The organism is Burkholderia sp. AW49-1 (assembly GCF_053427845.1).
Window position 1 is genome coordinate 84,501 of sequence record NZ_JBSAXF010000016.1, and the last position, 14,477, is coordinate 98,977.

General features: G+C 68.1%; 9 protein-coding genes. 7 read left to right on the forward strand and 2 right to left on the reverse strand.

Going from position 1 to position 14,477, the window contains the following annotated elements:
• Nucleotide 1: 1 nt before the first annotated feature.
• From ACV22W_RS22740 to ACV22W_RS22760, 5 genes are all read left to right on the forward strand, one after another.
• Nucleotides 2-826, forward strand: coding sequence for an IclR family transcriptional regulator (locus ACV22W_RS22740; RefSeq protein WP_448021904.1), 825 nt, complete (start codon nt 2-4; stop codon nt 824-826).
• A gap of 250 nt (nt 827-1,076) precedes the next feature.
• A complete protein-coding gene (locus tag ACV22W_RS22745) occupies nt 1,077-2,450 on the forward strand; it encodes an MdtA/MuxA family multidrug efflux RND transporter periplasmic adaptor subunit (protein WP_448021905.1) in 1,374 nt (457 codons plus the stop codon).
• A gap of 15 nt (nt 2,451-2,465) precedes the next feature.
• Entirely contained in the window at nt 2,466-5,585 is a 3,120-nt protein-coding gene (locus ACV22W_RS22750; protein WP_448021906.1) for an MdtB/MuxB family multidrug efflux RND transporter permease subunit, read from the forward strand.
• Nucleotides 5,586-5,588: 3 nt separating this feature from the next.
• Complete coding sequence (locus tag ACV22W_RS22755; RefSeq protein ID WP_448021908.1) at nt 5,589-8,897, forward strand: efflux RND transporter permease subunit; 3,309 nt, start codon at nt 5,589-5,591, stop codon at nt 8,895-8,897.
• A gap of 112 nt (nt 8,898-9,009) precedes the next feature.
• On the forward strand, nt 9,010-9,393 hold the full coding sequence (locus ACV22W_RS22760; RefSeq protein WP_448021910.1) for a VOC family protein: 384 nt from the start codon (nt 9,010-9,012) through the stop codon (nt 9,391-9,393).
• A 50-nt stretch (nt 9,394-9,443) separates the two neighbouring features.
• Here ACV22W_RS22760 and ACV22W_RS22765 read toward each other — a convergent pair whose 3' ends face one another.
• Nucleotides 9,444-10,910: an NYN domain-containing protein gene (locus ACV22W_RS22765; RefSeq protein WP_448021911.1), complete on the reverse strand. Its 1,467-nt coding sequence runs from the start codon at nt 10,908-10,910 to the stop codon at nt 9,444-9,446.
• Between the two features lie 254 nt (nt 10,911-11,164).
• Here ACV22W_RS22765 and ACV22W_RS22770 point away from each other — a divergent pair, with 254 nt between their 5' ends.
• On the forward strand, nt 11,165-11,794 hold the full coding sequence (locus tag ACV22W_RS22770) for an SDR family oxidoreductase (RefSeq protein ID WP_448021912.1): 630 nt from the start codon (nt 11,165-11,167) through the stop codon (nt 11,792-11,794).
• Nucleotides 11,795-11,884: 90 nt separating this feature from the next.
• On the opposite strand, the gene ACV22W_RS22775 is transcribed toward ACV22W_RS22770, so the two are convergent.
• Nucleotides 11,885-12,436: a peroxiredoxin gene (locus tag ACV22W_RS22775; protein WP_448021913.1), complete on the reverse strand. Its 552-nt coding sequence runs from the start codon at nt 12,434-12,436 to the stop codon at nt 11,885-11,887.
• Between the two features lie 280 nt (nt 12,437-12,716).
• On the opposite strand from ACV22W_RS22775, the gene cdpA reads away from it, so the two are divergent.
• Complete coding sequence (gene cdpA / locus ACV22W_RS22780) at nt 12,717-14,456, forward strand: cyclic di-GMP phosphodiesterase CdpA (RefSeq protein WP_448021950.1); 1,740 nt, start codon at nt 12,717-12,719, stop codon at nt 14,454-14,456.
• Nucleotides 14,457-14,477 lie beyond the last annotated feature (21 nt).

Genomic DNA, 14,477 nt, shown 5'->3' on the forward strand with positions numbered 1-14,477 from the left:
CGTGTCGACACCTGTAACGCCTCCCGCGCCCCGAGACCGCGAATCGTCGCCGGACGAGATCACCGCGCTCGCGCGCGGCCTCGCCGTGCTGCGGCGCATCGCGGCCGCCGACGCCCCGGTCAGCAACCGCGAACTCACCGAATTGACGGGCATCCCGAAGCCGACCGTCTCGCGCATCACTGCGACGCTCGTCAGCGCCGGCTTCCTGTTCCAGTTGCCCGACAGCGAGCGCTTCGTGCTGACCGCGTCGGTGCTGGAGCTGAGCCACGGCTTCCTGCGCAACTTCGACATCCGCGCGCGCTCGCGGCCGTTCATGATCGAACTCGCCGAGCGCACGTCGCTGTCGGTGCACCTCGCGGTGCGCGACCGCCTCGACATGGTCGCGATCGACGTGATCCGGCCGCGCTCGGCCGTGCTCGTCACGCGTCTCGAGATCGGCTCGCGGATGGACATCGCGCGCACCGCCGTCGGCCGCGCGTATCTCGCGGCACTGGAGGACGACGAGCGCCGCGTGCTGCTCGACGCGCTGCGCGCGACGGCCGGCGACGACTGGCCGCACGTATCGGCGCGCCTGAACCCCGGTGTCGAGGACGCGATGCGCACGGGCCATGCGATCGCGATCGGCGAATGGCGCGAAGGCCTGAACGCGGTCGCGGCCGGTTTCGTCGGCCCGTCGGGCCAGCGCTATTCGGTGAATTGCGGCGGCGCATCCAGCCAGTGCCCGCCCGAATGGCTACAGGAACACGTGGTGCCCGCGCTGCACGAATGCATCGCGAAAATCACCCGCGAAATCGGCGGCGCGCCCGCCCGGCGCAGCGCCGCGTAATCGGTCCGTCATCGTCCTGTCGCCTTCTGTAACGACCGTAACCCGTTGAAAGATAGACGACTGGACTGTAACGGGGACGGGACGTAGGATCATGCCCATCGTCGCGCCGCATTCGCGGCGCGCACCGCTCTTTTCTTTTCCCGCGCGGACCGGAAGGGCCCGAGCCGAGCCGACCCTCCGGCACCGCAAGCCCACGCGCCGCCCGAAGCCCGTCTCCCGGCCCGCCGCGCCGTCTTCCTGACAGAACACGATGGACAACCAACAAAAGCCCACGCCCCCTTCGAAGGACCCCGCCTCCCCCGCCGCGCGCCGCCCGCGCCGCACGCTGGCGATCGGGACGCTCGCGGTCGTCGTCATCGGCGGCCTGCTGTGGTGGCACCCGTGGAACCGTACGCAGGCGGACGCGCCGGCAGCAGGCAACGCGGCCTCCGGCGCGAGCGCCGGCGGCGGTGGCGGGCACCGCGGCCGCGGCGGCCCCGCCGCCATGGCGAACGTTCCGCAACCCGTATCGGTCGCGACCGCGACGCAGGGCGAGATGCCGATCGTGCTGTCCGCGCTCGGCACCGTGACGCCGCTCGCGAACGTGACGGTCAAGACGCAGTTGTCGGGTTATCTGCAGTCCGTCGCGTTCCAGGAAGGCCAGATCGTCAAGAAAGGCGACCTGCTCGCGCAGGTCGACCCGCGCCCGTATCAGGTCGCGCTCGAGAACGCCGAAGGCACGCACGCGCGCGACTCGGCGCTGCTCGCGACGGCCCGCATCGACCTGAAGCGCTACCAGACGCTACTGTCGCAGGACTCGATCGCGTCGCAGACGGTCGACACCCAGGCGTCGCTCGTCAAGCAATACGAAGGAACGGTGAAGACCGACCAGGCAGCGATCGACTCCGCGAAGCTCAACCTCACGTACGCGCGCATCACGGCGCCGGTGTCGGGCCGCGTCGGCCTGCGCCAGGTCGACCCCGGCAACTACGTGACGCCGGGCGACACGAACGGGATCGTCGTGATCACGCAGCTGCAGCCGATGAGCGTGATCTTCACGACCTCGGAGGACAACCTGCCGCAGATCGTCAAGCAGGTGAACGCGGGCCATAAACTGTCGGTCACCGCATACAACCGCAACAACACGGTGCCGCTCGAGACGGGTTCGCTCCAGACGCTCGACAACCAGATCGACACGAGCACCGGCACGGTCAAGCTGCGCGCGACCTTCGACAACAAGGAAGGCCTGCTGTTTCCGAATCAGTTCGTGAACACGCGGCTGCTGGTCGACGTGATGCGCGATGCGACGATCGTGCCGACGGCCGCCGTGCTGACGGGCTCGATCGGCCAGTTCGTGTACATCGTGAAACCCGACAACACGGTGACGGTGCGCAAGGTCAAGGTCGGCCCGGTCGACGGCGAGCGCACGAGCATCGTCAGCGGCGTCGCGATCGGCGAGCGCGTGGTCACCGACGGCTCCGACCGGCTGCGCGAAGGCGCGAAGATCACCATTCCGGCCGACAAGCCGAAAGGCGCGTCGGGCGCGCATGGCGCCGGCGCGGCGTCGGGTGCATCGGGCGCGGCCGCCCACCGCGGCGGACAGAAGCACGGCGCGTCGCAGGCAGCGGCCCCCGCGGCCCAGTAACGCGCGGGCCGCTCGATGAATCCATCCCGCCTCTTCATTCTCCGGCCGGTCGGCACCGCCCTCCTGATGGCGGCGATCATGCTGGCCGGTCTCGTCGCGCTGCGCTTCCTGCCGCTCGCCGCGCTACCCGAAGTCGACTACCCGACGATCCAGGTCCAGACCTTCTATCCGGGCGCGAGCCCCGAGGTGATGACGTCGTCGGTCACCGCGCCGCTGGAGCGGCAGTTCGGGCAGATGCCGTCGCTGAACCAGATGTCGTCGCAAAGCTCGGCCGGCGCGTCGGTGATCACGCTGCAGTTCTCGCTCGACCTGCCGCTCGACATCGCCGAACAGGAAGTGCAGGCCGCGATCAACGCGGCCGGCAACCTGCTGCCGTCCGACCTGCCCGCCCCGCCGATCTACGCGAAGGTCAACCCGGCCGACGCGCCGGTGCTGACGCTGGCCATCACGTCGAAGACCTTGCCGCTCACGCAGGTACAGGACCTGACCGACACGCGCCTCGCGATGAAGATCTCGCAGATCGCGGGCGTCGGCCTCGTCAGCCTGTCGGGCGGCAACCGGCCGGCCGTGCGGATCCAGGCGAACCCAACCGCGCTCGCGAAGTACGGGATGAACCTCGACGATCTGCGCACGACGATCTCGAACCTGAACGTGAACACGCCGAAGGGCAACTTCGACGGCCCGACGCGCGCGTACACGATCAACGCGAACGACCAGCTCACCAGCGCCGATCAATACAACGACGCGGTCGTCGCCTACAAGAGCGGCCGCCCGGTGATGCTGACCGACGTCGCGAAGGTCGTCGCTGGCTCGGAGAACACCAAGCTCGGTGCGTGGGTGAACTCCGAGCCCGCGATCATCCTGAACGTGCAGCGCCAGCCGGGCGCGAACGTGATCGCGACCGTCGACGCGATCAAGGCGCAGCTGCCCAAGCTGCAGGAGACGCTGCCCGCCGCGCTCGACGTGCAGATCGTCACCGACCGCACGACGATGATCCGCGCCGCCGTGCGCGACGTGCAGTTCGAGCTGCTGCTCGCGGTCGCGCTCGTCGTGCTCGTGATGTACCTGTTCCTCGCGAACGTCTACGCGACCATCATCCCGAGCCTGTCGGTGCCGCTGTCGCTGATCGGCACGCTCGCGGTGATGTACATGGCCGGCTTCTCGCTGAACAACCTGTCGCTGATGGCGCTCACCATCGCGACCGGCTTCGTCGTCGACGACGCGATCGTGATGATCGAGAACATCGCGCGCTACGTCGAGGAAGGCGATTCGGGGCTCGAGGCCGCGCTGAAGGGCTCGCGGCAGATCGGCTTCACGATCATCTCGCTGACGGTGTCGCTGATCGCGGTGCTGATCCCGCTGCTGTTCATGGGCGACGTGGTCGGCCGGCTGTTCCACGAGTTCGCGATCACGCTCGCGGTGACGATCGTGATCTCGGCGATCGTGTCGCTCACGCTCGTGCCGATGATGTGCGCGAAGCTGCTGCGCCACTCGCCGCCGCCCGAAAGCCACCGCTTCGAGGCGCGCGTGCACCGCGCGATCGACTGGGTGATCGCGCGCTACGCGGTCGCGCTCGAATGGGTGCTGAACCGCCAGCGCTCAACGCTCGTCGTCGCGCTGCTGACGCTCGGGCTCACCGCCCTGCTCTACGTGTACGTGCCGAAGGGCTTCTTCCCCGCGCAGGATACCGGCGTGATCCAGGCGATCACGCAGGCGCCGCAATCGATCTCGTACGGCGCGATGGCCGAACGCCAGCAGGCGCTCGCGGCCGAGATCCTGAAGGATCCGAACGTCGAAAGCCTCACGTCGTTCATCGGCGTCGACGGCAGCAACATCACGCTGAACAGCGGCCGGATGCTGATCAACCTGAAGGCGCGCGACGACCGCTCCGAGTCGGCCGCGCAGATCATCCGCGACCTGCAGCAGCGCGTCGCGAACGTGACCGGCATCACGCTGTTCATGCAGTCGGTGCAGGACCTGACGATCGACTCGACCGTGAGCCCGACGCAGTACCAGTTCATGCTGACGAGCCCGAACCCGGACGAGTTCGCGACCTGGGTGCCGAAGCTCGTCACGCGGCTGCAGAAGGAGCCGTCGCTCGCCGACGTCGCGACCGACCTGCAGAGCAACGGCCAGTCGGTCTACATCGAGATCGACCGCGCGAGCGCCGCGCGTTTCGGCATCACGCCGGCGACCGTCGACAATGCGCTGTACGACGCGTTCGGCCAGCGCATCGTGTCGACCATCTTCACGCAGTCGAACCAGTATCGCGTGATTCTCGAGTCGGAGCCGAAGGAGCAGCATTACGCCGAATCGCTGAACGACATCTACCTGCCGTCCGCGGGCGGCGGCCAGGTGCCGCTGTCGTCGATCGCGTCGTTCCACGAACGGCCGTCGCCGCTGCTCGTCGCGCACCTGTCGCAGTTCCCGTCGACGACGGTCTCGTTCAACCTCGCACCGGGCGCGTCGCTCGGCGAGGCCGTGAAGGCGATCGACGCCGCCGAGAAGGACATCGGCCTGCCCGGCTCGTTCCAGACGCGCTTCCAGGGCGCGGCGCTCGCGTTCCAGGCGTCGCTGTCGAACCAGCTGTTCCTGATCCTCGCGGCGGTCGTCACGATGTACATCGTGCTCGGCGTGCTGTACGAGAGCTACATCCATCCGATCACGATCCTGTCGACGCTGCCGTCGGCCGGCGTCGGCGCGCTGCTCGCGCTGATGATCACCGGGCACGACCTCGACATCATCGGGATCATCGGGATCGTGCTGCTGATCGGCATCGTGAAGAAGAACGCGATCATGATGATCGACTTCGCGCTCGAGGCCGAGCGCGTCGAAGGCAAGCCGCCGCGCGAGGCGATCTACCAGGCGTGCCTGCTGCGCTTCCGGCCGATCCTGATGACGACGCTCGCCGCGCTGCTCGGTGCGGTGCCGCTGATCTTCGGCGCCGGCGCGGGCTCCGAGCTGCGCCAGCCGCTCGGGATCGCGATCGCGGGCGGCCTGATCGTGTCGCAGGTGCTGACGCTGTTCACGACGCCGGTGATCTACCTCGGCTTCGACAGCCTCGCGCGCCGCGTGCGCGGCTGGTTCGAACGGCATGGCCCCGGCCGCGACGCCGGCAAGCATACGGGCGCGTAAGCGATGAACCTGTCGCGCCCCTTCATCACCCGCCCCGTCGCGACGACGCTGCTCGCGCTCGGCGTCGCGCTCGCGGGCCTGTTCGCGTTCATCAAGCTGCCGGTGTCGCCGCTGCCGCAGGTCGACTTCCCGACCATCTCGGTGCAGGCGTCGCTGCCCGGCGCGAGCCCCGAGACGGTCGCGACCAGCGTGACGAGCCCGCTCGAGCGGCACCTCGGCTCGATCGCCGACGTCAGCGAAATGACGTCGACCAGCACCGTCGGCAACGCGCGGATCATCCTGCAGTTCGGCCTGAACCGCGACATCGACGGCGCCGCGCGCGACGTGCAGGCCGCGATCAACGCGGCGCGCGCCGACCTGCCCGCGTCGCTGAAGAGCAACCCGACGTACCGCAAGGTCAACCCGGCCGATTCGCCGATCATGGTCGTGTCGCTCACATCGGAAACGTCGTCGCCCGCGAAGCTGTATGACGCCGCATCGACGGTGCTGCAGCAGTCGCTGTCGCAGATCGACGGGGTCGGCCAGGTGTCGGTGAGCGGCTCCGCGAACCCGGCCGTGCGCGTCGAGCTCGAGCCTCACGCCCTGTTCCACTACGGAATCGGCCTCGAGGACGTGCGCGCCGCGCTCGCGTCCGCGAACGCGAACAGCCCGAAGGGCGCGATCGAATTCGGCCCGAAGCACTACCAGCTCTATACGAACGACCAGGCCTCGCAGGCGTCGCAGTACAGCGACCTGGTCGTCGCCTACCGCAACGGCGCGGCCGTGCGGCTGTCCGACCTGTCCGAGGTCGTCGACGGCGTCGAGGACCTCCGCAACCTGGGCCTGTCGAACGGCAAGCGCGCGGTGCTCGTGATCCTCTACCGCTCGCCCGGCGCGAACATCATCGAGACGATCGACCGCGTGCGCGCGGCGCTGCCGCAGCTCACCGCGTCGCTGCCGGCCGACATCACGGTGACGCCGGTGCTCGACCGTTCGACGACGATCCGCGCGTCGCTGAAGGACACCGAGCACACGCTGCTGATCGCGGTGAGCCTGGTCGTGATGGTCGTGTTCCTGTTCCTGCGCAACTGGCGCGCGACGCTGATTCCGAGCGTCGCGGTGCCGATCTCGATCATCGGCACGTTCGGCGCGATGTACCTGCTCGGCTTCTCGATCGACAACCTGTCGCTGATGGCGCTGATCGTCGCGACCGGCTTCGTCGTCGACGATGCGATCGTCGTGCTCGAGAACATCACGCGCCACATCGAGAACGGCAAGCCGAGGCTGCAGGCTGCGTTCGACGGCGCGCGCGAGGTCGGCTTCACCGTGCTGTCGATGAGCATTTCGCTCGTCGCGGTGTTCCTGCCGATCCTGCTGATGGGCGGCATCGTCGGGCGCCTGTTCCGCGAATTCGCACTGACACTGTCGCTCGCGATTGGCGTGTCGCTCGCCGTCTCGCTGACCGTCACGCCGATGATGTGCGCGCGGCTTCTGCGCGAGTCGCACGAGGTGCAGGAGGAAGGCCGCCTCGGCCGGTTTCTCGAGCGCTTCTTCACGCGGATGCAGCGCGGCTACGAGCGCACGCTGTCGTGGGCGCTGCGCCGTCCGCTGCTGGTCCTGCTGATCCTGTTCGCGACGATCGGCCTGAACGTCTATCTGTACATCATCGTGCCGAAGGGCTTCTTCCCGCAGCAGGACACCGGGTTGATGATCGGCGGCATCCAGGCCGACCAGTCGACGTCGTTCCAGGCGATGAAGCTGAAGTTCTCCGAGATGATGCGGATCGTGCAGGCCAACCCGAACGTGAAGAGCGTCGCGGGCTTCACCGGCGGCACGCAGACCAACTCCGGCTTCATGTTCGTCACGCTGAAGGACCGCACCGAGCGCAAGCTGTCGGCCGATCAGGTGATCCAGCAGCTGCGCAAGCCGCTCGCGGACGTCGCGGGTGCGCGCACGTTCCTGCAGGCCGCGCAGGACATCCGCGTCGGCGGCCGGCAGAGCAACGCGCAGTATCAGTTCACGCTGCTCGGCGATTCGAGCGCCGAGCTGTACAAGTGGGGGCCGCTGCTGACCGAGGCGCTGCAGAAGCGCGCCGAGCTGACCGACGTGAACTCCGACCAGCAGCAAGGCGGCCTCGAGGCGATGGTGACGATCGACCGCGCGACCGCCGCGCGGCTCGGCATCAAGCCCGCACAGATCGACAACACGCTGTACGACGCGTTCGGCCAGCGCCAGGTCTCGACGATCTACAACCCGCTGAACCAGTACCACGTCGTGATGGAAGTCGCGCCGAAATACTGGCAGAGCCCGGAGATGCTGAACCAGGTGTGGATCAGCACGTCGGGCGGCAGTGCGAACGGCTCGCAGACGACCAACGCCGCGGCGGGCACCTTCGTCGCGACCTCGGCCGGCACGTCGAGCGCCGGGACGGCCGCCACCAGCGCCGCGGCGATCGCGTCCGATTCGGCGCGCAACCAGGCGCTGAACTCGATCGCGTCGAGCGGCAAGTCGAGCGCGTCGTCGGGCGCGGCGGTGTCGACGTCGAAGTCGACGATGATCCCGCTGTCCGCGATCGCGACCTTCGGCCCGAGCACGACGCCGCTGTCGGTCAACCACCAGGGGCTGTTCGTCGCGACGACGATCTCGTTCAACCTGCCGCCGGGCGTGTCGCTGTCGCAGGCGACCCAGGTGATCTACCAGACGATGGCGCAGATCGGCGTGCCGCCGACGATCGTCGGCAGCTTCCAGGGCACCGCACAGGCGTTCCAGCAGTCGCTGAACAACCAGCCGATCCTGATCCTCGCGGCGCTCCTGGCCGTCTACATCGTGCTCGGAATCCTGTACGAGAGCTACATCCATCCGATCACGATCCTGTCGACGCTGCCGTCGGCCGGCGTCGGCGCACTGCTCGCGCTGCTGCTGTTCAAGACGGAGTTCAGCATCATCGCGCTGATCGGCGTGATCCTGCTGATCGGTATCGTGAAGAAGAACGCGATCATGATGGTCGACTTCGCGATCGACCAGACGCGCAACGGCAACAAGTCGTCGTTCGACGCGATCCACGAGGCGTGCCTGCTGCGCTTCCGGCCGATCATGATGACGACGATGGCGGCGCTCCTCGGCGCGCTGCCGCTCGCGTTCGGCCACGGCGACGGCGCCGAGCTGCGCGCGCCGCTCGGCATCGCGATCGCCGGCGGCCTGATCATGTCGCAGGTGCTGACGCTCTATACGACGCCGGTCGTCTATCTGTACATGGACCGGTTCCGCGTGTGGGGCGAGAAGCGGCGCAGCCGCCGCGGCAACCCGGGCGGACCGGCGGTGGCGGGCGAGTAAGCGGAAACGGCACGCGGCCGCATCAGGCGGCCGCTTGACGGGCTTGCACGCCGGCCGCGATCGGCTATCGTGTGTCCAAGCCCACCCTCGCGCCCCTCCCCGGGGACCCGCCATGAACGTCCAGCTGAACCATACGATCGTCTGGTGCCGCGACAAGCACGCGTCGAGCCGCTTCCTCACCGAGCTTCTGGAACTGCCGGCGCCGACGCCGTTCGGCGCGATGCTGGTCGTCCAGCTCGACAACGGCGTGTCGCTCGATTTTTATGAAAAAGAGGGAGAGATCACGGCCCAGCACTACGCCTTCCTGACCGACGAGGCTGGCTTCGATCGCGTGTTCGCGCGCATTCGCGAGCGCGGGTTACCGCACTGGGCCGATCCTGCAAAACGACAGCCCGGCGACATCTACCGCCACAACGGCGGGCGCGGTGTGTATCTCGACGATCCGGACGGCCACTTCCTCGAAGTGATGACGCAGCCATACGTGCTGAACGGATAGCGGAACGCATCGGCCGGCATTGCACCGGCCGACGTGACGCCGTGACGCCCTTACTCGGCGGCGGCCGCCGTCTTGCGCGGGCGACGCGCGCGGGTCGCCGTCTTGCGGGCCGGCTTCTTCGGCTTGGCGCCGGTTGCCGCTTCGACAGCCGCTTCGCCGGTCGATTCGGCACTCGGTGCTGCTTCGTGCGGCGGCTGCGCGGCCGCCGTCGAGACACCGTGCTCGCCGGCCGTCTGCGCCGCGTGTTGCGCCGCGACATGGCGGTCCTCGCCGTGCTCCGCGTCGCGATGGGACACTTCGGCATGCTTCTCGCCGCCGTGCTTGGCGCCGCCGTGCGCAGCCTCGTCCGGCTTCGCCGCCGCGTGACGGCCGGCGCCCTTCGCTTCGCCGCCCTTCTTCGCGCCGGTCTTCTTCGCCGCGCTCTTGCGCGCGCGCTTGCGGCCGTCCTTCACGTCGCCGTGCGTCTCGGCTGCCTCATTCGCCTCGGCCGTCGCGGCCGGCACGAGCGCCGCGTCGTTCACGACGTCGACGAGGTCCGCCTCTTCGGCATCGACCTGCACGCTTTCGTGAACGGCCGCTTCCGAACGCTGCCCGCGATGCCGCGATTCGCGCTCGGCCGTCGTCGCCTCCCCGTGGCGCCCGCCGTGACCATGCTGCGCACCGCCCGTATCGCGCACCACCGGCTCGGCCGCCGCGGACTGGCGCGGCCGCGACACGAACGCGCCCGACTTGTCGTCGCGCCCCACCTCGAGCAGGCCGCGCGCCTGCGCTTCGTCGAGCAGGTTGCCGAACGCACGGAAGCCGTAATACGACTCGTTGAAGTCCGGCTTGCGGCGCTTGATCGCGCTCTTGAGCACCGACGCCCAGATCTTGCCGACGTCGTCGCGCTCCGATGCCAGCGCGTCGAACGTCTCGACCGCGAGCGCGATCGCCTCGCTCCGGCGCACTTCCAGCTCCGGCTTGCGCGACGGCTCGTCGGCGCGCTTCGCGCCGCCGTTGCCCGTGCGCTGCTGTTCGCGCTTCGCCAGCGCGCGCTGCTGCTCGCGCACCAGGTCGTCGTAGAAAATGAATTCGTCGCAGTTCGCGACCAGCAGGTCCGAGGTCGACTTCTTCACGCCGACCCCGATCACCTTCTTCGCGTTCTCGCGAAGCTTCGACACGAGCGGCGAGAAATCCGAGTCGCCGCTGATGATCACGAACGTATCGACGTGCGACTTCGTGTAGCAGAGGTCGAGCGCGTCCACGACGAGCCGGATGTCGGCCGAATTCTTGCCCGACTGGCGCACGTGCGGAATCTCGATCAGCTCGAAGCTCGCCTCGTGCATCGACGCCTTGAAGCCCTTGTAGCGCTCCCAGTCGCAATACGCCTTCTTCACGACGATGCTGCCTTTCAGCAGCAGCCGTTCCAGCACGGGCTTGATGTCGAATTTCTCGTACTTCGCGTCGCGCACGCCGAGCGCGACGTTCTCGAAGTCGCAGAACACGGCCATGCTGACGTTGTCCAGGGGTAATGCCATGTGTACTCCAACCGGTTGGTCGCCGCGTTGTATTGCGTAGCGGCGAAAAATGCATCGCGCACATGATAGCCGGTTGGCGGGTCGATTCCGCCATCCATGCGCGCGACCGCGCGGATAACGGGGTGCCGCGCCGGCCGTTACGGAGCGGTACAGCCCCAATTACCCGCGCGCCGCCTCCCCAAATCGACATACACTTGAGTATCGGTCGTCCGTCCCTATCTGGGAGGATGACGCATCGCGCAAGGAGCGGTTTCATGACGACGAAGGTATTGCTGATTGGCGCGACCGGCCGCACGGGTCGGGCCTGCGCGGATCTGCTGCTCGAGCAGCCGGAATTCGAGGTGACTGCGCTGGTGCGCCGGCACGGCTATGCGCTGCCGGGCGCGAAGGTCGTCGAGGCCGATCTGACGGGTGATTTCTCGCACGCGTTCCAGGGCATCACGCACGTGATCTACGCGGCCGGCTCGGCGGAATCGGAAGGCGCCGCCGAAGAGGAGCAGATCGACCGCGACGCGGTCGCGCGCACGGCCGAACATGCGCTCGCCTACAACGTGCAGAAGCTGGTCGTGATCAGTTCGCTGAGCGCGTACTGGCCGGAGCGCAGCGGCGACGCGCTGCGCCACTATTCGCAGATGAAGCGCGAAGGCGACGAGCGTGTGATCGCGTCGGGCATCGACTACGTGATCCTGCGCCCGGGCCCGCTCGCGGATGGCCCGGGCGTCGGCAAGATCGCGCTGACCGAGGAGCCGCTCGACCCGGCGCCGCCGGTGTCACGCCAGGATGTCGCATGGGCCGCGATCGAGGCGATCAAGCTCGGCATTTCGCGCAAGGTCGTCGGCTTCGTCGGCGGCAGCGTGCCGATCGAACAGGCGTTGCGCGCATAACACGCGCCCGAGCCGCCACGGGGCGGCTCATTTCGTCATGCCGGCGGCCCGCGACGCGGGCCGCTTTACTGCGCGCTTGCTGCCTCCGGCTTATTGCTTCGGATGCGCGTCGGCCCACGCCTTCACCGCGCCGAGCGTGTTCTCGACGTGCTTGTCGGGCGACAGGCTCGTGTATTCGTACAGCACCTTCCCCTCCGGTGAAATCACGTAGGACACGCGGTTCGCACGATCGAGCGCGGGCAGCTTCGCGTCGTATTCGCGGATGATCTTCGCGTCCGGATCGGCCGCGACGGGGAACTTGCTGCGGCACTCGCTCACCGAAAACTTCGTCAGCGTGTCGATGTTGTCCGCGGATACGCCGATCACCGTCGCGCCGTAAGCCTTGTAACGATCGACCGCATCCGCGAACGCATGCGCCTCGATGGTGCAACCCTTCGTGAACGCGGCCGGGTAGAAGTACAGCACGACCGGCCCGTGCTTCAGCGCATCGGCCAGCGAGTACGTGTAAGTCTTGCCGCCCAGCGACGCTCGCGTCGTGAAGTCGGGTGCCGCGTCGCCCGCCTTCAGTTGCGCCTGTGCGATCAGCGCATGGCCGGCCACCAGCAGCGCCGCAACGGCGCCCACCAACAGTTTTCGCTTCATCTGCGTCCTCATTTCTTATAAAGTCAGCCTCGATGTAGGCCATACCGGCGTTCGCCTGTCGAACACCGATATGCACGGCCCGGTCCGGCGGCAGCGCCAACCGCGAGCCGACCGGTTAAAGATTCCGCGCAGTCTGCCGTTATTCCTTCCGGACAGCCGGTTCCAGCCCTTCACGTCAGCGAGATACATGGAAGCCAACAGGAAACAGACGCCACGCAAGGGCTCCTGGCGCAATGCCTTGCATACGCTGCGCCGCTTCGCCTGGTCGGGCGGCGCGCTGATGCCTGCGCGCGCCGGCGCGCCGCGCCGCGACGACACCGTGCGCAACTGGCTGGAACAGACGGTCGGCACGGTGGATTTCCTCGCCCATGTCGACCGCGAGCTGCGCTTTCTGTACGTGTCCGACGCGAGCCTGCGCTTCATCGGTTATCACCGCGACTACCTGCACACGCTGACGCTGCGCGACCTGATCGCGGAACAGGATACCGCGGCGCTCGACGGTCTGCTTGCGCGCGCCGCGCGCTCCGGCCAGGTCGAGAAGGCGACGATGTGCATCGTCAAGTCGCTCACCTACCCGCTCGACGTCGAGATCCGCGCGTTCAAGAGCCGCCACCACGGCGTCGACGGCTTCGCGATCGCGGCGTTCGACGTGTCGGCCTGGCGTGCACTCGAGGCCCGGCTTACGTACGAGATGCACCACGATCCGATGACGGGGCTCGACAATCTGTCCGCGCTCGTGCCCGCGCTGATGCGCGCGCAGCAGGCCGCCGACGAAAGCGGCACCTGCGCGGCGCTGCTGCTGCTCGACCTCGACGACTACCAGCGCATCAACCGCGCGCTCGGCTACGACGCCGGCGACACGCTGCTGCGCGACACCGCGCAGCGGCTGCAGGCGCTCGTCGCACCCGGCGAACAGCTCGCGCGCGTCGCGAGCGACAAGTTCGCGATCGTGTTCACCGCGCCGGACCGCACGCGCGCGAGCAATGCCGCCGACGCGCTCGCGCGCCGGCTGCAGGCCGCGGTACGCGAACCTTACGCGTATCAGGGGCAGACCGTCCACCTGTCCGCGAGCATCGGCATCGCGCTGTACCCGGACGAGCGCGCCGCGCCCCATCGCGCGCAGCATCACAGCCCGCTGCTGCGCCGCGCCGACCATGCGCTCGCGCAGGCAAAGGCATCCGGCGGCAATGCGCTCGCGTTCCATGAGCCGGTCGACGATCCGGCCGACGCGGAACGGCTGAAGCTCGAGGCCGACCTGTACGACGGCGTGCGCAACGGCGAGTTCTCGCTGCACTTCCAGCCGATCACGCGCAGCCAGTCGGGTGCGGTGGACGGCGTCGAGGCGCTGATTCGCTGGCGCCATCCGGTGCACGGCCTCGTGCCGCCGGCAACCTTCATTCCGCTCGCCGAATCGATCGGCCTCATCAACTATCTCGGCAACTGGGTGCTCAAGGCCGCATGCATGCAGCTCGTCGCCTGGGATCGCCAGGGGCTCGCGCTGCAGTATGTGGCGGTCAACGTGTCGCCGCAGCAGTTCCGCGACCCGCGCTTCACGCAAAGCGTGCGCGAGGCGATCGCGCTGACGGGCATCGACCCGCGCCGCATCGTGCTGGAAATCACCGAAAGCCTGCTGATGCACGATCCCGTGCAGGCGAAGGGGCTGCTCGAGGAGCTGACCGCGCTCGGCATCCGCTTCGCGATCGACGATTTCGGTACCGGCTATTCGAGCCTTGCGTACCTGCAGCGCTTCCCGCTCGCGAAGCTGAAAATCGACCGCAGCTTCGTCGAGAACCTGCTGACGTCGCGCAACGATCGCGCGATCGTGTCGGCGGTGGTCGGCCTCGCGCAAACGCTCGATCTCGAGCTCGTCGCGGAAGGCGTCGAGACCGAGGCACAGCGCGAGCTGCTGACCGAGATGGGCTGCAACCACATCCAGGGCTGGCTCGTCTGTCAGGCGCTGCCGTCCGAGGAGCTCGCGCGGCGCTTCGAGGCGCAGCAGTTGCGCCTGCACGCCGCCTGACACGCGCGGCGAACCGGATAG

Coding starts and splice junctions, on each gene's coding strand:
- ACV22W_RS22745 (WP_448021905.1), top strand. CDS start 1,077: ATGGACAACCAACAAAAGCCCACGCCCCCTTCGAAGGACCCCGCCTCC.
- ACV22W_RS22750 (WP_448021906.1), top strand. CDS start 2,466: ATGAATCCATCCCGCCTCTTCATTCTCCGGCCGGTCGGCACCGCCCTC.
- ACV22W_RS22755 (WP_448021908.1), top strand. CDS start 5,589: ATGAACCTGTCGCGCCCCTTCATCACCCGCCCCGTCGCGACGACGCTG.
- ACV22W_RS22760 (WP_448021910.1), top strand. CDS start 9,010: ATGAACGTCCAGCTGAACCATACGATCGTCTGGTGCCGCGACAAGCAC.
- ACV22W_RS22765 (WP_448021911.1), bottom strand. CDS start 10,910: ATGGCATTACCCCTGGACAACGTCAGCATGGCCGTGTTCTGCGACTTC.
- ACV22W_RS22770 (WP_448021912.1), top strand. CDS start 11,165: ATGACGACGAAGGTATTGCTGATTGGCGCGACCGGCCGCACGGGTCGG.
- ACV22W_RS22775 (WP_448021913.1), bottom strand. CDS start 12,436: ATGAAGCGAAAACTGTTGGTGGGCGCCGTTGCGGCGCTGCTGGTGGCC.
- cdpA (WP_448021950.1), top strand. CDS start 12,717: ATGCCTGCGCGCGCCGGCGCGCCGCGCCGCGACGACACCGTGCGCAAC.